General features: G+C 40.1%; 25 protein-coding genes. 10 read left to right on the forward strand and 15 right to left on the reverse strand.

What is annotated here, in order from left to right:
* Window positions 1–22: 22 nt before the first annotated feature.
* Window positions 23–1186, reverse strand: coding sequence for an isocitrate/isopropylmalate dehydrogenase family protein (locus FXF70_RS12705; RefSeq protein WP_148780360.1), 1164 nt, complete (start codon window positions 1184–1186; stop codon window positions 23–25).
* Between the two features lie 77 nt (window positions 1187–1263).
* Between FXF70_RS12705 and FXF70_RS12710 the strand changes: the two genes are divergently transcribed.
* The 3 genes from FXF70_RS12710 (at window position 1264) to FXF70_RS19280 (ending at window position 3134) form a co-directional block, all read left to right on the forward strand.
* Complete coding sequence (locus FXF70_RS12710) at window positions 1264–2436, forward strand: MFS transporter (protein ID WP_148780361.1); 1173 nt, start codon at window positions 1264–1266, stop codon at window positions 2434–2436.
* Between the two features lie 195 nt (window positions 2437–2631).
* A complete protein-coding gene (locus tag FXF70_RS12715; protein ID WP_008343786.1) occupies window positions 2632–2979 on the forward strand; it encodes a hypothetical protein in 348 nt (115 codons plus the stop codon).
* Window positions 2980–3008: 29 nt separating this feature from the next.
* A complete protein-coding gene (locus FXF70_RS19280; RefSeq protein WP_008343787.1) occupies window positions 3009–3134 on the forward strand; it encodes a hypothetical protein in 126 nt (41 codons plus the stop codon).
* Between the two features lie 53 nt (window positions 3135–3187).
* Here FXF70_RS19280 and parC read toward each other — a convergent pair whose 3' ends face one another.
* The 3 genes from parC to FXF70_RS12730 form a co-directional block, all read right to left on the reverse strand.
* Entirely contained in the window at window positions 3188–5629 is a 2442-nt protein-coding gene (gene parC, locus FXF70_RS12720; RefSeq protein ID WP_008343788.1) for a DNA topoisomerase IV subunit A, read from the reverse strand.
* 2 nt (window positions 5630–5631) lie between these two features.
* Window positions 5632–7599, reverse strand: a complete 1968-nt coding sequence (gene parE, locus FXF70_RS12725) for a DNA topoisomerase IV subunit B (RefSeq protein WP_007499323.1) — start codon at window positions 7597–7599, stop codon at window positions 5632–5634.
* Window positions 7600–8014: 415 nt separating this feature from the next.
* The gene (locus FXF70_RS12730; protein WP_146270338.1) at window positions 8015–8428 is read right to left on the reverse strand and encodes a CoA-binding protein; all 414 of its coding nucleotides are present in this window, start codon (window positions 8426–8428) and stop codon (window positions 8015–8017) included.
* A 154-nt stretch (window positions 8429–8582) separates the two neighbouring features.
* On the opposite strand from FXF70_RS12730, the gene plsY reads away from it, so the two are divergent.
* Both plsY and FXF70_RS12740 read left to right on the forward strand, forming a co-directional pair.
* Window positions 8583–9164, forward strand: a complete 582-nt coding sequence (plsY, locus tag FXF70_RS12735; protein ID WP_008343794.1) for a glycerol-3-phosphate 1-O-acyltransferase PlsY — start codon at window positions 8583–8585, stop codon at window positions 9162–9164.
* 96 nt (window positions 9165–9260) lie between these two features.
* On the forward strand, window positions 9261–9548 hold the full coding sequence (locus FXF70_RS12740; protein WP_008343795.1) for a HesB/YadR/YfhF family protein: 288 nt from the start codon (window positions 9261–9263) through the stop codon (window positions 9546–9548).
* A 41-nt stretch (window positions 9549–9589) separates the two neighbouring features.
* On the opposite strand, the gene FXF70_RS12745 is transcribed toward FXF70_RS12740, so the two are convergent.
* The 7 genes from FXF70_RS12745 to acnA all read right to left on the reverse strand — a co-directional run bounded on the left by FXF70_RS12745 (window position 9590) and on the right by acnA (window position 14382).
* Complete coding sequence (locus FXF70_RS12745) at window positions 9590–9898, reverse strand: hypothetical protein (RefSeq protein WP_146270336.1); 309 nt, start codon at window positions 9896–9898, stop codon at window positions 9590–9592.
* Window positions 9899–9901: 3 nt separating this feature from the next.
* Window positions 9902–10324, reverse strand: coding sequence for an acyl-CoA thioesterase (locus FXF70_RS12750; RefSeq protein WP_008343800.1), 423 nt, complete (start codon window positions 10322–10324; stop codon window positions 9902–9904).
* 103 nt (window positions 10325–10427) lie between these two features.
* Window positions 10428–10670 (reverse strand): small acid-soluble spore protein Tlp, encoded by a 243-nt coding sequence (tlp, locus tag FXF70_RS12755; RefSeq protein ID WP_017359579.1) that lies wholly within the window; start codon window positions 10668–10670, stop codon window positions 10428–10430.
* Window positions 10671–10685: 15 nt separating this feature from the next.
* Window positions 10686–10829, reverse strand: coding sequence for an acid-soluble spore protein N (locus tag FXF70_RS12760; RefSeq protein WP_008357830.1), 144 nt, complete (start codon window positions 10827–10829; stop codon window positions 10686–10688).
* A gap of 51 nt (window positions 10830–10880) precedes the next feature.
* Window positions 10881–11006 carry an FbpB family small basic protein gene (locus FXF70_RS12765; protein ID WP_003211002.1) on the reverse strand — a complete coding sequence of 42 codons (126 nt, stop codon included), beginning with the start codon at window positions 11004–11006 and terminating at the stop codon, window positions 10881–10883.
* Between the two features lie 76 nt (window positions 11007–11082).
* The gene (locus FXF70_RS12770) at window positions 11083–11586 is read right to left on the reverse strand and encodes a TlpA disulfide reductase family protein (protein ID WP_048002680.1); all 504 of its coding nucleotides are present in this window, start codon (window positions 11584–11586) and stop codon (window positions 11083–11085) included.
* Between the two features lie 66 nt (window positions 11587–11652).
* Window positions 11653–14382 carry an aconitate hydratase AcnA gene (gene acnA / locus FXF70_RS12775; RefSeq protein ID WP_148780362.1) on the reverse strand — a complete coding sequence of 910 codons (2730 nt, stop codon included), beginning with the start codon at window positions 14380–14382 and terminating at the stop codon, window positions 11653–11655.
* A 220-nt stretch (window positions 14383–14602) separates the two neighbouring features.
* Here acnA and sspO point away from each other — a divergent pair, with 220 nt between their 5' ends.
* The 4 genes from sspO (at window position 14603) to FXF70_RS12795 (ending at window position 16093) form a co-directional block, all read left to right on the forward strand.
* Window positions 14603–14749 carry a small acid-soluble spore protein O gene (sspO, locus tag FXF70_RS12780; RefSeq protein ID WP_017359581.1) on the forward strand — a complete coding sequence of 49 codons (147 nt, stop codon included), beginning with the start codon at window positions 14603–14605 and terminating at the stop codon, window positions 14747–14749.
* A gap of 17 nt (window positions 14750–14766) precedes the next feature.
* Window positions 14767–14913 carry a small acid-soluble spore protein P gene (locus FXF70_RS12785; RefSeq protein ID WP_003211331.1) on the forward strand — a complete coding sequence of 49 codons (147 nt, stop codon included), beginning with the start codon at window positions 14767–14769 and terminating at the stop codon, window positions 14911–14913.
* Window positions 14914–15015: 102 nt separating this feature from the next.
* Window positions 15016–15405 carry an Hsp20/alpha crystallin family protein gene (locus tag FXF70_RS12790; protein WP_046527309.1) on the forward strand — a complete coding sequence of 130 codons (390 nt, stop codon included), beginning with the start codon at window positions 15016–15018 and terminating at the stop codon, window positions 15403–15405.
* 259 nt (window positions 15406–15664) lie between these two features.
* Window positions 15665–16093: a DUF2621 domain-containing protein gene (locus tag FXF70_RS12795; RefSeq protein ID WP_007499335.1), complete on the forward strand. Its 429-nt coding sequence runs from the start codon at window positions 15665–15667 to the stop codon at window positions 16091–16093.
* A 22-nt stretch (window positions 16094–16115) separates the two neighbouring features.
* On the opposite strand, the gene FXF70_RS12800 is transcribed toward FXF70_RS12795, so the two are convergent.
* The gene (locus FXF70_RS12800; RefSeq protein WP_008357842.1) at window positions 16116–16598 is read right to left on the reverse strand and encodes a CcdC family protein; all 483 of its coding nucleotides are present in this window, start codon (window positions 16596–16598) and stop codon (window positions 16116–16118) included.
* Window positions 16599–16692: 94 nt separating this feature from the next.
* The gene (locus FXF70_RS12805; protein ID WP_008343813.1) at window positions 16693–17400 is read right to left on the reverse strand and encodes a cytochrome c biogenesis CcdA family protein; all 708 of its coding nucleotides are present in this window, start codon (window positions 17398–17400) and stop codon (window positions 16693–16695) included.
* Window positions 17401–17608: 208 nt separating this feature from the next.
* On the opposite strand from FXF70_RS12805, the gene FXF70_RS12810 reads away from it, so the two are divergent.
* Window positions 17609–17782: an aspartyl-phosphate phosphatase Spo0E family protein gene (locus tag FXF70_RS12810; RefSeq protein ID WP_369810454.1), complete on the forward strand. Its 174-nt coding sequence runs from the start codon at window positions 17609–17611 to the stop codon at window positions 17780–17782.
* Window positions 17783–18050: 268 nt separating this feature from the next.
* On the opposite strand, the gene FXF70_RS12815 is transcribed toward FXF70_RS12810, so the two are convergent.
* A complete protein-coding gene (locus FXF70_RS12815; protein ID WP_003212379.1) occupies window positions 18051–18269 on the reverse strand; it encodes a YneF family protein in 219 nt (72 codons plus the stop codon).
* Window positions 18270–18353: 84 nt separating this feature from the next.
* Window positions 18354–18800, reverse strand: a complete 447-nt coding sequence (gene sirA / locus FXF70_RS12820; protein ID WP_007499339.1) for a sporulation inhibitor of replication protein SirA — start codon at window positions 18798–18800, stop codon at window positions 18354–18356.
* Window positions 18801–18821 lie beyond the last annotated feature (21 nt).

The raw sequence follows: 18821 nt of genomic DNA on the forward strand, positions 1-18821 counted from the left end.
TTTTCTTTTTCTGTTTTCATGTTCATCTCCCTTTTATTGAAACTTCATTCATCGTTTGAATGAATGCCTCGGTGAATTGTGTTGTCGTCTCATTTCCTCCTAAATCCTTCGTTTTCAAGTTCTTTTTTAAGGCCTCATCAAGAGTATGTTCGATCAGACTGGCTGTCTGTTTTAATCTTTCATCTTGATATTTCACATGTAGCCAGTTACAAAGCATCACTGTAGAAAGAATCATGCCCATTGGATTGGCGATATTTTGACCAGCAATATCAGGTGCTGAACCATGTGCCGCCTGTGCCATCGCTTGATTTTCGTTACAATTTAATGAGGGTGCCATTCCTAAACTGCCGACTAGTTCTCCTGCAAGATCAGATAAAATGTCGCCAAACATATTTTCTGTCACAATCACATCAAAATCACCTGCACGTCTCACTAAATGAGCAGCCATCGCATCAATATGAATATCCTCAACCTCCACTTGTGGATATGCTTTCGCTACCTCTTGACATGTTCGTAAAAACAAGCCAGATCCTAATTTGATCACGTTCGCTTTATGAACAATGGTGACTTTCCCCCTCCTCTTCACTGCACGTTGAAAGGCTGCGTGGGCAATACGGGTAATTGCTTTTTTTGTAAACACACCTGTAGATATGGCGACATCTGGTGTAATCATCCACTCTCCTGTCCCCTGATACATATTCCGGTCTGGATAAAAGCCTTCTGTATTTTCTCGAAAAATGACAAGGTCGACGCCACTGGCAACGCTTTTCACACCTGGTAGCGATTGCGATGGACGAATATTTGCAAATAAATCAAATGTATGACGGAGTTCTCCACTTGGATTTCTTCTTTCTTTCAATTGATCAGGATATGAAGCTGAATCATGAGGTCCTAATATCCAGCCATGGCATTTTTTCAAGGCGGCTATCGTAGAAGCTGGCACTGGATCTTGATGAGAATGAATGGCTTCAGCACCGATAGGACACTCTACAAATTCCACAAATGGTTCATTGAACTGTGACAGCGCTGTCTTTAAAATACGCATACTAGAATTAACAATTTCCGGTCCAATCCCGTCTCCCTTTAAAACACCAATTCGATATGACATATGTATCGCCCCTTTTGTCTTTATTCTATCAAAGAATGATGAAGTTGGAATATTTTCTTCATGATGATCCTCCCTCATGTTATTTACGAATCAGGAAGTCTCATTTATAATCGAGTAGATTTGTTCTGTATGACTACATAGATATGAGGGATTAGATGAAATTAAAGTGGTATAAAGCGATCATTGTTATTTTTACGATGTCTGGAATCTCCATCTCCACTTGGTTTTCAAGAACACCAGAAGTGAGAGATTTGTTGCAAGCAGATACAGGCACAATGGGACTCATTTTACTCGGCCTATCTGTAGGTTCCATTGTCGGGCTGATTCTTTCCAATGTATTCGTTCGCAAAAAAGGCGGCCGAGTGGCGATTGTGGTCAGCGCTTTTTTGATGTTTATTGGATTCTCAACCCTTGCAATCGGCGCCGCCCTCTCTTCTACGCTAATTGTCACTGGTGGTCTTTTTCTTTTTGGTTCAGGCTCAGGCATGTGCAATGTAGCCATGAACTTAGAAGGAACAGAGATTGAGTATCAGATCAAGAGAACGATCCTGCCGATTTTGCATGCTTCTTTCAGTATTGGAACGTTAATTGGTGCAGGTGCCGGAATTCTCTTTATTTATTTAGGTGTGTCTGTCCTCATTCACCTTCTCACCATTGCACTCCTTTTCTTTCTCAGTATCCTGATTTGTACACGGTTTATTCCGCACGGGACAGGAAAAGATCAGGATGAGACGCAGACAGAATCAGTTGAGGCTTCTCAAACATCATGGCTGAACAAACGGACGATCTCATTAGCGATGATTGCCTTATGTCTCGCATTTGTAGAAGGTTCTGCAAATGATTGGATTCCACTAGCAATGGTTGATGGCTATCAGGTTTCTCATTCAATGAGTACGGTCATCTATGCATTATTTTTGTGCGGGATGATTAGTGGCAGATTACTGAGCGGACGTTTCATTGATCGCTTTGGCAGGGTGCTGTTGCTAAGAGTCGCGATCTTATCTGCTGCCGCCGGACTATTCTTGGTGATTTTAAAGATTTCACTCGTCGTGTGTATGATATCTATCTTTTTATGGGGACTTGGCGCGTCCTTAGGCTTCCCGCTGACCATTTCAGCAGCTGGTGATGATAGCCGCTATGCTGTCAAACGTGTCAGTATCGTCACTTTATCTGGGTATACAGCCTCTCTATCAGGGCCCCCTGTTTTAGGACTGCTCGCCAATCAAGTCGGTCTGCTTCATGCGTTTATTTTTGTTCTGTTTGCCATTTGTATTGCAGGAATCTTTACAAAAGCTGTTGCAAAACCGACATCAATACATTCTTTTTGAAAAGTGCCAGATCTTTGATCTCGGTACTTTTTTTAAATTTAATAAATAAAATTGAAACCTTTCATGAAGTGAAACAGTCCTATAGATGTCTTGATGTTTATCGCTTTTTTAAAGAGGGAAAGTAAAAAAATAAGACTTTTCAAATAACTGAAAACGTGGTAAGATCATGAAAATAAACAGGAAGGGGTGAGAAAAATGAAAAAAAATATGCTGTTAAAATTAGCAGTCTTATTCATAGCACTTGCAAGTTTTCATTTGTTCTCAATGCCTCATTCCGTTCAGGTATACCATCATGCAAAGGTGGTTGCTGATCAAGAATCACATGAAATGAAAATCGTTCAGACAGCAGGCGATGAAAAGAAACAAAAACATGTGAACGCAGTATTTGCGGCATTTACAGCACTGCTAGTCATTGGCAGTATGGCAGCTGGATTTGCACGCATCACTTATACTGATCGATTTGACCGGAAAAAGAAGCATTTACTTGCAGTGTTCTACCAGTCTTCGAATTTCCGAGTAGCTCGTGTTAACCCAACCATTTAAATCAAACAAAAATTGGGAGGTTTTACACGATGTTATTTTTCTTAAGAGTATTCATTCTAGGTCTATTCTCTGTCACTTCACTTTCTCTTTTCGTTTACCAAGGAATTGAAGTAGTGCATGCCATCACAAGCATGTTTGGCAATCACGAGAGTTAAATTGACCTCATCATAAAAAACCCCCTGCCTTACGCAGGGGGTTTTCATTTTGCTTATTTATTGTCATCTTGGTCAGATGCAGCAGGTGATAAAAGAACTTGAGTTACTTCTCCCTGCTCTTCCTCATCTAAAATAAACGATCCATTGCTATAACGATCATTTGCCCTTAGTGTGGAAATATCGAGCGGGATCGTGGCACCCTTTTCCGTATCAATCTCAAGTGTATCGTGCAGTGAAGCAGCAATCACAGCAACAATTCTGTGAGGGTTTTTCTTTAATTCTCTTAGCATGATCACTCCACGTTTTGCTCTTGATGTCTTATCAAATTCAGAGAGGTTCATCCGCTTCACAGCACCTCTTTGTGTCGTGAGAACAAGCACATTGTTCTTCGGATCAATCATTTGTCCAGAGACCACCTCGTCTCCGTCCTTCAAATTGATGCCTTTCACACCAGCCGCTCTCGGACCGACCACACTCACTTCTTCTTCATCAAACCATAATCCATAGCCATTTTTCGTTGCAATAAACAATTCTTGCTGACCTGTTGTGACATGAACATCTACAAGTTCATCATCACCTTTTAAATTCAAGGCGACAAGCGGTTTTGAATAACGCTGCGCTTTATATTGGAGAAGCTCTGTTTTCTTCACCATACCGCCTTTTGTGAAGAACAGGAGATACGATGATTCATCGAATTCTTTAATTGGGATCGCTTTTTGAATGGATTCATCCCGATCAATCGAAATAATATTCGTAATATGCTGCCCCATGTCTTTCCAGCGTATATCTGGCAGCTGATGAACTGGACAGTAAATATAGCTCCCTTTATTCGTAAAGAGCAGAAGAACATCTGTTGTATTCATTTCAAACTGGTGAATCAGTCGGTCTGTATCCTTCATACCGAAGTCCTTACCGTTTGATGCAGCATAGGAACGCTGGCTTGTCCGTTTGATGTATCCATCTTTTGTGACTGTGACGTACACGTCCTCTGATGCGATCATCACTTCAAGGTTAATCTTAATTTCTTCAATTTTTTCCTCAATCACAGATCGTCTTTCATCAGCATACGTCTTTTTCAACTTCTTCAAGTTGTTCGTAATGACTTTAAACAGCTTTTTCTCATTCGCTAAAATGTCTTCAAGCTCTGCAATTCGCACGTCAAGCTCTCTTGCTTCGTCTCTTAGTTGAGTGATATCTGTATTTGTTAAACGATATAACTGGAGAGAAACAATCGCTTCTGATTGTGCTTCTGTAAAATCATATTTCTCCATCAAATTGTTTTTCGCATCACGCTTATCATTAGACGAGCGGATCGTCGCAATGACTTCATCTAAAATGGAAAGAGCTTTAATTAACCCATCTACAATATGATGACGTTCTTTTGCTTTTCGAAGCTCGTATGCTGAGCGGTTCGTCACCACTTCTTTTTGATGAGCAATGTAAGCGTCTAGTACAGTTGTAAGCGTCATTAAAGTCGGTCTTCTGTTATGTATCGCGACCATATTAAAGTTATATGGGATTTGCAGATCAGAATTTTTATATAAGAAATTCAAGACACCATTCGCATCCGCTTCTTTTTTCAGCTCTACAACAATCCGAAGGCCGGTACGATCCGTCTCATCCCGAACTTCAGAAATTCCTTCTACTTTTCTTTCAATGCGGAACTCGTCCATCTTTTTGACAAGATTGGCCTTATTCACTTCATAAGGAATTTCTGTGATCACGATTTGCTGACGTCCACCACGAATGGTTTCAATCTCCGCTTTTCCACGAATCATAATCTTTCCTTTTCCTGTTTCATATGCCTTCTTAATACCATCCACACCTTGAATGATCCCGCCTGTTGGGAAATCTGGCCCTTTGATGACTGTCATTAAATCCTCAACCGTACAATGCGGCTGTTCGATTCGCTTAATCACGCCATCAATCACTTCTCCTAGGTGGTGCGGCGGAATATCAGTCGCATAACCGGCTGAAATCCCTGTTGACCCGTTCACAAGAAGATTTGGAAACATCGCTGGTAAGACAACAGGCTCTTTGCTTGTATCATCAAAGTTCGCGACAAATTCGACTGTCTCCTTGTCGAGGTCTTTTAAAAGCTCTGAAGCAATGGCAGAAAGCCTTGCTTCCGTATAACGCATGGCAGCAGGAGGATCTCCGTCGATACTCCCGTTATTTCCATGCATCTCAATCAGCACGTTTCGCACTTTCCAATCCTGGCTCATTCTCACCATTGCTTCATAAACAGATGAATCACCATGCGGATGATAGTTACCAATGACGTTACCGACTGTTTTGGCAGCTTTACGGAAGTTTTTATCTTGTGTATTTCCTTCTGCATACATCGCATATAAAATTCTTCGTTGTACAGGTTTTAATCCATCACGTGCATCTGGAAGTGCACGATCTTGGATAATATATTTACTATAGCGACCAAAACGGTCCCCAATCACTTCTTCTAACGGTAAATCATGAAATCGTTCTTGTTGTGCCATGTTTAAACCTCCTCAGCTAGCGACAAGTTTTCATTTTCAAGAATGTTGCTTTCCTCATCAAGTCCAAAGGCGACATTCTTTTCAATCCATTTACGGCGTGGTTCTACTTTGTCACCCATCAGTGTCGTGACGCGGCGCTCCACCCGTGCAGCATCATCGATCTTCACCCTGACAAGCGTTCTCGACTCTGGATTCATTGTCGTTTCCCATAGCTGGTCGGCATTCATTTCACCTAAACCTTTATAGCGCTGAATCGTATATCCTTTTCCAACTTTCTTTAGTACGTCATCCATTTCTTCATCAGACCAAGCATATTCAATGACTTCTTTCTTCCCTGAGCCTTTGCTAACTTTATATAAAGGCGGAAGGGCAATGAATACTTTGCCATGCTCAATCAGCGGCTTCATATAGCGGTAGAAGAATGTAAGCAATAGAACCTGAATATGTGCGCCATCTGTATCAGCATCTGTCATGATGACAATTTTGTCATAATTGATGTCTTCTACATTAAAATCGACACCAACCCCGCCGCCAATGGCATGGATAATGGTGTTGATTTCTTCGTTTTTGAAAATATCCGCAAGCTTTGCTTTCTCTGTATTAATGACCTTCCCTCGAAGCGGCAGCACCGCTTGGAATTTCCGGTCACGTCCTTGCTTAGCTGATCCACCTGCTGAGTCACCCTCTACTAGATACAGTTCATTTCTTGCCGGGTTTCTAGATTGAGCAGGTGTTAATTTTCCGCTGAGTGTTGCTTCAGATTTTTTCCGTTTCTTGCCGCTCCTTGCTTCTTCTCTTGCTTTTCTAGCCGCTTCTCTTGCCTGCTGCGCTTTAATCGCTTTTTTCACAAGCAGTGTTGCCGTTTCGCGGTTTTCTTCAAGGAAATAAGCCAATTTTTCAGAGATCACAGCGTCTACAGCAGACCTAGCCTCACTCGTTCCAAGCTTTCCTTTTGTTTGTCCTTCAAATTGAAGAAGTTCTTCAGGAATTCTGACAGAAATAACAGCTGACAGACCTTCACGAATATCCGTACCTTCTAAATTTTTATCTTTTTCTTTTAAAAGGGTCACTTTGCGTGCATATTCATTAAAGGCTCTCGTCATGGCCGTCTTTGCACCAGACTCATGCGTACCGCCATCTTTGGTTCTTACGTTATTGACGAACGACAGAATATTTTCTGAATAGCCGTCGTTAAATTGAAAGGCAAAATCGACTTCAATGGACTGATGTTCCCCTTCAAACGAAACGACTTCACTAAGTACATCCTTTTCCTCGTTTAAATAAGCAACGAACGCTTCAATACCTGTCTCATAATAAAAGGTCTCCTGCACATCATGGCGCTCATCAATCAGCTCTATTTTTAGCCCTTTTAATAAAAAGGCTGATTCTCTTAGACGCTCTGATAATGTATCAAAATTATAGGTGGTGACACTGAACATCGTTGGATCTGGCTTAAAATGAATCAGTGTACCGGTCTTTTTCGTTTTCCCGATTTTTTCAAGTGATGTGACTGGTTTTCCGCCATGTTCAAAGCGCTGGTGATAAATAAATCCATCGCGTTCTATCGTCACGGTGAGCCACTCTGAAAGTGCGTTCACAACGGACGCCCCAACCCCGTGAAGTCCACCACTTGTTTTATAACCGCCTTGACCAAATTTTCCGCCTGCGTGCAGGACCGTTAAAATGATCTCTGGTGTCGGTTTTCCAAGCTTATGCATACCAGTAGGCATTCCGCGCCCTTTATCTTGGACGGAAATGCTGTTATCTTTATGTATTTTGACAATGATATGATCTCCATGGCCAGCGAGCACTTCATCGACAGAGTTGTCTACGATCTCATAGACAAGGTGATGAAGACCGCGTGAATCCGTCGATCCAATATACATCCCTGGACGTTTACGGACCGCTTCAAGCCCCTCTAGCACCTGAATAGAATCATCGTTATAATCTACTTGCTGCTTTTTAACCAAATGCTTAATCCCCTTTCACTAACAAACATAACCGGCTAATCATCAATGATCTCTCTAGATTTTAATGATGATCATGCTGCTCATTACTGTCCACTTTAATAAGCTGCATCATCACCATGCATGTGTGATTCAGCGATACATGCTCTTTTGCACGGTTATGAGAATGTTCTACATTCTGCAATCAGAACTAGAAGTCCATTATAAACAAGACTGTTTCATAAGCCAAATGCAATCATATGATGGTTTTAGCAAAACAGAACAAATGTTCTATATTTATCTTATCGCTCTTTTTCTCGATATGCAAGGTCACCGATATGCCCCTGTCGCCTTATTTTATCGCTTTCTTCTAGAATCGCAAATATATTTCTGCAACAAAAAAGCAAAAATCCTTGAAAAACCAAGGATTTTTGACGATTTAATGAGTTTTTGTCATCGCATGAGCCACTTTGATACATAAATCCATGATGGCGACCTTGCCATTTTCCTCAATCAGCCTTTTCGCCTCTTCATGATGTACGCCTTGCTGCGCCCAAAAAACAGGTGCGTCTATTTCAAGAAATTCTTTCGCCACCTCAGGCAAAAACTCTGAACGTCTAAAGACATTGACGATATCAACAGGCCCATCTATGTCTTTTAAAGAGGCGACCGCTTTTACCCCAAGTGCTTCATCAATCGTTGGATTGACAGGAATGATGTCATAACCGGCATCTTGCATGGCTTTTGAAACCATATAAGACGTTCGGTGCGGCTGATCTGACAAACCTACAACTGCAATTCGCTTACTGCTTTTTAATATACGCCCAATTTCTTGTTTTGAAGGATGATTCATCCAGACACTCCTTTTCTTCTATTTTAGCGAATTTCTTGTTAAAAACAAAGCTGAATTCATCGGCCATCGTTTTTTTCAAAAAAAGATCGCCATGTTTTTCATAAGATCATGTTAAAATGTAAGACAAGAGGGAGAATATAAAGGAGTTATGCAGATGTTAATTGCTTTGATGTTTATTTTGGCTTATCTTCTCGGCAGTATTCCATCAGGTCTCATTGTCGGGAAAGCTGCAAAGGGAATCGATATCCGTGAACATGGCAGCGGGAACCTAGGTGCGACGAATGCATTCCGTACACTAGGTGTTAAAGCAGGGTCCATCGTTATCACTGCTGATATTTTAAAGGGGACTCTTGCTTCGGCTTTACCGTTTTTCATGCAACTGGACATTCATCCCTTATTAGCAGGAGTGGCTGCTGTTATCGGTCACAGCTTTCCTGTCTTTGCAAAATTTAAAGGGGGAAAAGCGGTCGCTACATCAGGCGGCGTGCTGTTATTTTATGCCCCGTTCTTATTTATCACGATGATCGCTGCTTTTTTCTTATTTTTATACATTAGTAAATATGTTTCATTATCATCTATGCTGACTGGGATCTACACATTCATTTACAGCATATTCACCCAAGATCTATTTTTAATTATTGTTGTTGCTGTTCTTGCTGGCTTTGTGATCTTCAGACACATCGCCAACCTCAAACGAATTCTCAACAAAACTGAACCGAAAATCAAATGGCTTTAGCCGTTTCATCAATTTAAATATGTGGTAAAAGTAAAGAAAAGCTGTTTTTGCATCCTGCATTTAAAAACAGCATGACTTCAAAAAGGGGCGATCACATTGAAATTAACGATAAAAGATGATGCACTCAATTGGTACAAGAATGAACTGGATTTAGAAAAAGGTGATCATGTTCGCTTTTTTGTCAGATATGGCGGGTGCAGTAATGTACAAAAAGGCTTTTCTCTCGGCGTCGCAAAAGATGAACCTCAAAATGCCGGCGCAACCGCTGAAGTAGAAGGCATTACTTTCTTCGTGGAAGAAAGTGATATTTGGTATTTTGACAACCATGATCTGCATATTGATTATAACGAGTCCGTGAAAGAACCAGAATTTCATTATGAATAAACAAAAAAGATACCTCATCCCTCGGGTATCTTTTTTGTTTATCACTCAATATAAAGTCCATACTCCTGAATGTTTCCTAATGACCGCTCTTTTTGCAAAATCCGTTTTTGCGAATTACCAATGAGATCAAAATGAGGAAAACCTTCGCGAACATGGATCCATTCTTTCTTTAATCCATGCTTTTGTCCCCAAGTGATTAATTGTTCTATATCCTGACAGGCTGCCTTTGTGACAGTATTCGCATGCGGAAAACGGTCATCAAGCCAATAGTGTGTCAAAAAGGCCACATTCCCTTGCCGAACAGCTGATTTCCAAGCATTCAAATCTCTTCTTTTAATTCCAAATGCCATGAATCAAACCTGCTTCTTGGACTGTTCGTATACGCTGTGCCATGCAGGGAAAGCTTTTCTAAATTGAATCGGTCTAAAGGTTTCTTTGTCCACACATATATGTGAGGTGGTCCCTGTAATAGCCGTTTGTCCATCAGGTTTTTGTATTTCATAGCCATACACTGTTTTCACGCCGTTATATTCTTCAATCCATGTGTGAACTGTAGCCGTTTCACCGTACAGTAGTGGTTTTTTATATTGAACCTGAAGATCGACAACAGGTGCAAGGACACCGTCTGCCTCTAACTGGGCATAGGAAAAGCCTAATTCTTTAATTAACGCTGTTCTGCCGACTTCCATCCAAATTAAATAGTTGGCATGATACACAATACCCATTTGATCTGTTTCTGCATAACGGACTTCTATTTCTTTTTTAGATACATACACGTTTTCATCGCTCTCCTATCAAAACCTAACGTCTCTGACATTTTACCACATTCCAAATGGTTCTTCTAAAAAGAGGCAATAAAATAAACCAGGAATCCCTGGTTTATTCAGTGTAACCGCTCTTTCTTGCTGCTTCCTCGTCCTTTATTTCAGAACGCATTGCGTCAATACTTGTTCTACGGTTTTCATTTTTTTGCTTGATCATCTGCTTTTCTTCCTCTGTTGAAAGACCCATTGCTGCTTCAGATTCATCAATATTTTCAAGTGTGTTTTCGATCATATCCTGCAGCTTCTCAACATTATCAGAACGATCATCTGGATTGGATTGATATGACTTGTCATTCATCATGCTTCCCTCCTATTATTCGCCCTTCGTCTGTATCACATCAGGCTGTTCATTCGATTTATTATGCATCTTTTTGCCTTTATTTCGTTTGTATGCTACAGGTTTTGTCCCTAAATGGTCTGGTGTAAACTGCGCTTGTTTATCATGCTCTCTACCCATCATTCATCCCTCCCTCTTCTTTAGGATGAACGAAAAAGGACAAATCATAACTTATTTCTGTCTAAATCGCTCTTCCAACTTTTCTTCAAGCTGGTTTAAAAATTCCTCATTGCTTAATAATTCTTTTTTATTTTCAAGCACAAGTTCTTCAAATGTACGGCGCTTTCTTCTTCTCATGTCTATCACCACCTCCACTCTGTTCATACCATTTTCGCCAAAACATTTAGAAAATAAGCAAAAAAGAGCTGAATCATTATAGATCCAGCTCTTTTTCAATTTCTTTTTTTGTGAGCATTTGATGCTTTACAGACAGGATACGCCCTTTTTCATCTAGTATGTATGTCGTCGGATAGGAAAGTACCTGATATCTCGCTTGAATACCTTTTTGATCTAATAAAACAGGAAAACTGACCTTAAGTTCATCAATAAAAGATGCGACGTGATCCACACTCTTTTCAGTGTTCGTCAAATTCACCGCTAGTACCTCAACTTGGTCATTTTCACTTCTAATTGCATCTAGATCTGGCATTTCTGTTCGGCAAGGCTTACACCATGTCGCCCAAAAATTGAGAAGTACTTTTTTACCTCGATAATCAGATAACGATGCCGTTTTGCCATCAAGGGTTTTGAGCTCAAAATCAGGGGCTATGTCCCCTGTTTCAAGACCGATGGCGGGTTCTTTTGGTCCGAATACATTCCATGCAAGTAAACCAATCAACACAAGTAAAACAGCGCTTGCCATTCCTTTTTTCCACATGATTGATCCTCCACTATGTTAAAAAAGAAGAGAAAGCTGTCTAATCGCCTTCTCTTCTTTGCTTTATTAGTTGCTTGCCAATTTCTCACGCAGTACCATTTGAAGGATACCACCATGACGGTAGTAGTCAATTTCGACTTCACTGTCAAAGCGAACAATTACTTCAAATGTTTTCTCGTTGCCATCTGTATCAATTGCTATTACAGTGACAAGATCACGCGGACGAACTGTTTCATCAACATCTACTTCGAATGTTTCTGTTCCTGTTAGTCCATAAGTTTCTGCACTTTCACCGTCTTTAAACTGTAAAGGAAGTACACCCATGAAGACAAGGTTACTTCTGTGGATACGCTCAAAGCTTTCCGCTAGAACGAATTTAATTCCAAGAAGATTTGTTCCTTTTGCAGCCCAGTCACGAGAAGAACCCATTCCGTAGTCTTTGCCTGCTAAGATCGCAAGACCAGTTCCATCTTCTTTATAACGCATGCATGCATCATAAATCGATGTCACTTCACCAGTTGGCCAGTACGTTGTATACCCACCTTCTGTTCCTGGTGCGATTTGGTTCTTAATACGGATGTTTGCAAAAGTACCTCTCATCATAACATGGTGGTTACCACGGCGAGATCCGTATGAGTTAAAGTCTCTAGGCGATACGCCTCTTTCTTGCAAGTATTTACCCGCAGGTGTGTCTTTACCAATCGCTCCAGCAGGAGAAATATGGTCTGTTGTGACAGAGTCACCGAACTTCGCCACTACGCGCAATCCTTTAAGTGGTTCAACTTTACCAGGTTCAACTGATAAGTTTTCGAAGAATGGCGGGTTATCAATGTATGTGGAATTTTCATCCCATTTATACAATGCATCATCCGTCGTTTTAATTTCATTCCAGCGGTCATTGTTGTCAAAAACAGTTTCATACTCTGAACGGAATAGCTCAGGTGTAACTGTGCTTTTCACGACGCTGTTGATTTCATCCATTGATGGCCAAATGTCATTGAAATAAACGTTCTCGCCATTTTTATCGACACCGATCGGATCTTTTGTTAAATCAATATTCACCGTACCAGCAAGTGCATAAGCCACAACTAATGGTGGAGATGCAAGGTAGTTTCCTTTTACAAGCGGGTGGATACGACCTTCGAAGTTACGGTTACCTGATAAAACAGAAGTGATCAGCAGATCATTTTCAGAGACAGCATCTTCAATTTCTTTTTCAAGCGGTCCTGAGTTTCCGATACATGTTGTACAGCCATAGCCAACAATGTTAAATCCGAGGTCTCTTAAATATGGAAGAAGTCCTGAATTCACAAGGTATCCTGTTACAACTTTAGAACCTGGCGCTAGTGACGTTTTCACGTAGTTTGGCACCTTCATACCTAGCTCACTTGCTTTCTTCGCAACAAGACCTGCTCCGATTAAAACGTATGGGTTCGATGTATTCGTACAGCTCGTAATCGCCGCAATCGCAATCGCACCTGTCTTCATCACAGCTTTTTCACCGTTTGAAAGATCAAATTCGATTTGTTTATCAAGCTCTGATTTATCTAAGCCAAACCCTTGGTTACCAGCTGGGCTTTCGATGTGTTTATGGAACGTCTCTTTCATTTGAGAAAGTGGAATCAAATCTTGTGGACGTTTTGGACCAGATAAGTTTGATTCAATTTGAGAAAGATCAATTTCCACAACATCTGTAAAAATTGGCTCTTCTGCATCTGGCGTATAGAATAAGCCATTTGCGCGAGAATATTCTTCAACGATATTAATTTGCTCTTCATCACGTCCAGTAAGGCGAAGGTAAGCAAGCGCTTCTTCATCTACTGGGAAGAATCCACAAGTAGCACCGTATTCTGGCGCCATGTTCGCAATTGTTGCACGATCTGCTAACGGCAATTGTGCAACACCAGGTCCGAAGAACTCGACGAACTTGTTCACTACGCCTTTTTCACGAAGAACTTGTGTCACTTTTAATGCAAGGTCAGTTGCAGTTGTTCCGTTTGGAAGCTCTCCAACTAATTTAGCACCAATGACTTCTGGTACTGGGAAGTATGAAGGCTGACCGAGCATACCAGCTTCTGCTTCGATACCGCCAACGCCCCATCCGAGTACACCGATACCGTTAATCATTGTTGTATGTGAGTCAGTACCAACTAATGTATCTGGGTAAGTGATGATCTCGCCATCTTCTTCGATTGCATGAACAACACTTGCAAGATACTCTAAGTTCACTTGGTGAACGATCCCTGTTGCAGGCGGAACAGCTTGATAATTGTTAAACGCTTTCTTTGCCCAGCTAAGGAAGTTATAACGCTCTGCGTTACGTTCGAATTCTAAATCCATGTTAATGTTTAATGCATCTTCAGTTCCAGCTTTATCGACTTGTACAGAGTGGTCAATGACCAAGTCAACTGGAATTTCAGGGTTGATTTTATCTGGGTCTCCGCCCACATCTGCCATTGCTTTTCTTAAAGAAGCAAGGTCAACGACAGCTGGCACACCCGTGAAGTCTTGTAAAATAACACGAGAAGGTTTAAATGGAACATCAATTTCTTTTACCTCGGCAGTTCCCCATTTTGCCAAGTTCTCAACGTGTTCCTTCTTGATAACTCTACCGTCTACTTGGCGAAGCACTGATTCTAATAGTACCTTAATGGAATAAGGCAATTTAGAAACATTTCCGATTCCTTGTTTCTCGAGTGCTTCTAACGAATAATAGTGATACGTTTTCCCATTTGTCGAAAACGTTTTTCTAGATTGAAAAGCGTCTTGTTTAGCGACTTGCTGCTGTTTCGACATGTCCAAAATCCCCCTTTTGATGATCAAGATCAATTTCAATTCTCAGAAAAATCGTCGTATTTCACCACAATTTTCTCACAATTTCATCTTAAAACAAATTCATACATAAGTAAATAACAATACTTTTATTAAATTCAATAAGTTTAGCTTATCATGAGGAAATGATTACTCCTCATAAACTGAGCAGCACGGGTTCATACTAATGCTGAGGTGATAGAACATGACAAAAAGAAAAGCAAATCATGTCATTGACGGCATGAACGCAGCCAAAAGCCAAGGAAATGGTGCAGGCTATATAGAAAATGATCAGCTCGTTTTAACAGAAGAACAAAAGCAAAACAATAAAAAGCGTAAAAAAAACCAATAAGAAAGGAGTGAGAAATGATGACGAACAAAAACACTGGGAAAGACATACGTCAAAACTCTCCTAAAGAGCATCAAGGCGGGCAGCCTGAGCCACTATCAGGCAGTAAAAAAGTGAAAAACCGCAACCATACAAGACAAAAGCACAATTCACATCATGATATGTAAACATTTTCTCTTAAGCCCGTGACCAAACGGGATGTTTTAGGTCTTTCACACATTTCAGCTTTCATCATATGATTTATTATGAGATGTGATGGAGGAGTGTTTATGGAGAATGAAAAGCAAGTGAATTCCTCTGATTTTCTTGAAATAGATGATTGGCTGAGTGTATTAATGGACGATCCTTTTGCATGGTATGACGAACAGCTTCCAATCGATCTTTATGAAACGAGCCGTGATTATATTATTGAGATCTACCTCTCCACCCTATCGATCACTGATTTAAAACTGACCTTTTCCGGATGTGAGCTCATCCTCGCTTATTTGATCGATGAAAGAGAACAGCCAATTGAAAAAAGTGTCATGCTCCCTTTTTATTTGAATGACAAAGACATTGATACAGATTACGAAAACAGAATCATATCAATCAAAATCAAAAAGGATGCCCATCGTCAAGACGGAGCATTTTCCTTTCAAATGCCACACTTCAAACATTAAGAGCCCGCCTGTATACAGGCGGGCTCTCTTCCGTTCGTTTCAAGTCAATACCTTGTGCGAACCACCATGGCCAAATAGTAGAGTCGCTATACAATAATGTATTCCATTTCTACTAAATGGTTTGGGTCATTCTAGTAAATGGGCGCCTCTTGATCAAAAAAGGCGTTTATAGAGAAAAAACACATACATTTTTGTTATTTTCTTCTACCTTCTCTTCATGTAAAATAGAATAGAGAGAAGGGATATAGGGAGTGAGAACATGTTAAGCGGCTGGTTTTTGTGGTTCATTTTATTTTGGGGTACAGTGATGATTGGATTACTAGCAATCGGTGGCTTTTTTATGTTTCGCAAGTTTTTAAAACGATTGCCGAAAGAAGACGGGAAATCAGAGCTTGATTGGCAGGATGAATATATCCAAAAGAGCCTGCACCTATGGCGCGATGAAGACAAACAGCTATTAAATGAGCTAGTATTACCGGTTCCAGAGCTGTTTAGAGATGTCGCCAAAGAAAAAATCGCCGGTAAAATTGGCGAGCTGGCACTTAAAGAACAAGCGGCCAGCATTAATTTAGACTTAATCATTCGCGGCTATATTATCGCTACACCGAAGCGGGATCATAAATTTCTACTAAAGCGCCTTCAAGAAAAAAAGATCGACCATTCGCCATATGAATCTTTATTAAAATAACCTCCTTTTTAAAAAAGGAGGTTTAATTCATTTGGACCTGCTGCGGATCTAATTGTTTAGACAGCTTTCTAAACGACAAATACATCGCAACCCGCCAAGGGACAATCATGCCAAAGGCTAGAATCCAAAACATCCCGCTGAGCGCACCATAATCAATGGAAGAGCTTAAAATCGTCTTCATTCCGATACGAAGGACAAGAAGCCCAATGAGAATAAACACAAATGCTTTTGAACGCTTCAAATAGATTTCATTGCCTCTAATTTCAAATTTCGATGTTTTAATTAAAAAGATAGAGAAAAACATCCCTACAGTAATCGCCTCTAAAAATTCAGCTCCAGTTACTCGAAACATTGGCACAAAAAACATCAGTGCTCCAGTGCTCATAAAGATAGGAGGTAATATAATTTTTTTCGCGGTTGCAGGTTTTGCAGATGATTTAATGCGAATAAACATGACGGCTACCGCCATACATACCGCCACTATAGAAGAAATTATGATCATCATATCAAATCATTCCTTTATTCTTTAAGGTCAGCCTATGTATAATATACTCCAATTGACGAAAAAAAACCATTCGCCGCGACTGTAGAAAACGATTTCAAAAACCCGTAAATCCTCCAAATAATGATGAGAACATAATAATGATCCATGTCAGAAGATCAAAGAACAGCAAGATTCCTACCACGATCATAATAATCCCGCCAGTTTTCATGATGAGCTGCTGACGCTTTCTGATCCAAGCCATTTTTGTGATGAAAAAGGAAAGAACAAAAAATGGGATAGCAAAACCTAATACATACGCAATCATGTAGGTCACAGCGGACTCTGGCTTGTTGCTGGCAAGTGTGATGACAGCTGATAAAATCGGGCCGGTACATGGTGTCCAACCAGCAGCAAAACCCATTCCGATGAGAATCGATCCAAAAAAACCGGCTGGACGATTTTTAAACTGCAACCTCTTTTCTCCCATTAAAAAAGAAGGCTGAAATACACCAAGAATCATAAAGCCAAAGAAAATAATGAGAATGGCACCAATTTGACGAATCGCATCTTGATATTCAATGAAAAACTTCCCAACAAACGATGTCCCAAATCCAATGGCAATAAAAATGAGAGAGAACCCAATTAAAAAGAATAATGTATGAAGCAGACTTCTTCTTCTCAGCATCACCTTCTCAGATTTCACTTCATCTATACTAACGCCCGTAATATAGGATAAAAAGGCTGGATAAAGTGGCAGACAGCACGGTGAGATAAAAGATAGAAACCCTGCTCCAAACGCTAAAAAGTAATTCAAATCTGACAAAAGAACACCCCCTTCTTACAATATACAATAAGAGATGACAAATTCATTTCATTTTTTTTACATCATCTCAATAAAGATGGTCTAATCTCTTAAAACCTTATATAATTTAATTTGACATCAAGATACCAAACCCTTTAAATTTGAAAATAAACCTTAAAATGGATATAATAGAATCGATTCTTTTTATCAAGATTTGCATGAAAGGAACATGACTTTGGTAAAAACATCATTATTAACCCAAATTGAAGAAAAAAGAGAAGAGCTGATGAAAGTTGTCTTGCATAATGGGATGACATCAACAGTGACCATCGAACATAGCCAGCAGCTAGATCATCTCCTCTTACAATATCAACGACACTTACACTCAAACTCAGCCAACTAATGATATCTCAAGATAGAAACAAATGCCGCACGATTTTAGAAAAGTTGATATGTGTGACAATAAAAGAAACGAAAACCTCTGCTCACAGGGGTTTTTTGTTTTGTCTTTAACGGACGGTTCACGGCAAAATAAAAACCACTTTCCCTGCTTTATTCATGCAAGTACAGTGGTTTTATGCGTCTGATGAAGGTGACTTCAATAAAGAAAGGACATCGCTTGTCCAATCTTTAGGGACCATGTTCCATCTATGATCATAATAACGTACGTATTATTTCGCTTGGTTGTTCATGGCTTTCATCATTTGATTGATTTTCTTTTGGGACGGTTTCATGCCCATTTGCATCATCATCATTCGAAGCATTTGTTCATTAATTGGTGGATTCTTTTTCAAGTAGCTCATCATATACTTACGAGCAATAAAGAATCCGAGTGCAACTCCTGCAAGCAGTGCAACAACGCCTACAAGGATGACAACCCATAAATCCATAATTCTTCCTCCTTCATGTTGTCTCGTATAAAGTGTACTAAACAAAAGGCTATTATACAACATTTCACGTTCAATTTTATTTTTTTAAACAAAATTCCTCACTTTTACCGGATTGAGCCACCCATGCTTCTTTGATCCAAAGTCCATAGCCAGGAAACAAGGACTAATTTTTCTGAGTACTTCAAAAAACACCGCTTCTGCCTCATAACTGCCTGTGGCAGACATTTGAATGTAACGGTCTTTTATAATGAATGCGGCTGTACCTTTTCCATCTGGTAGCGATGCACTGTATATTGAGCCTATTTGTGTATAGTGAATGTTGGTTAAATTGTTCATTAAACGCTGGTGCATATGAAAAGCAGGGATTCGTTTCGTTACATAATCCACTTGCTTAACAAGCATGACTAATTCGTCATCACTGCGGTTCGTCCAGTGTAACGATTCAAACAAATGAAACAAAATAGATTCTCTACCAAAATAATGATGAGCAAACTCATCCTCAATCCAATAAATATAATAATGGCGTTCCATGTCTATCCCTTCCTTTCACAT

It is taken from the genome of Bacillus sp. Y3 (assembly GCF_008123875.1).
Taxonomy (GTDB): Bacteria; Bacillota; Bacilli; order Bacillales; family Bacillaceae; genus Bacillus; species Bacillus altitudinis.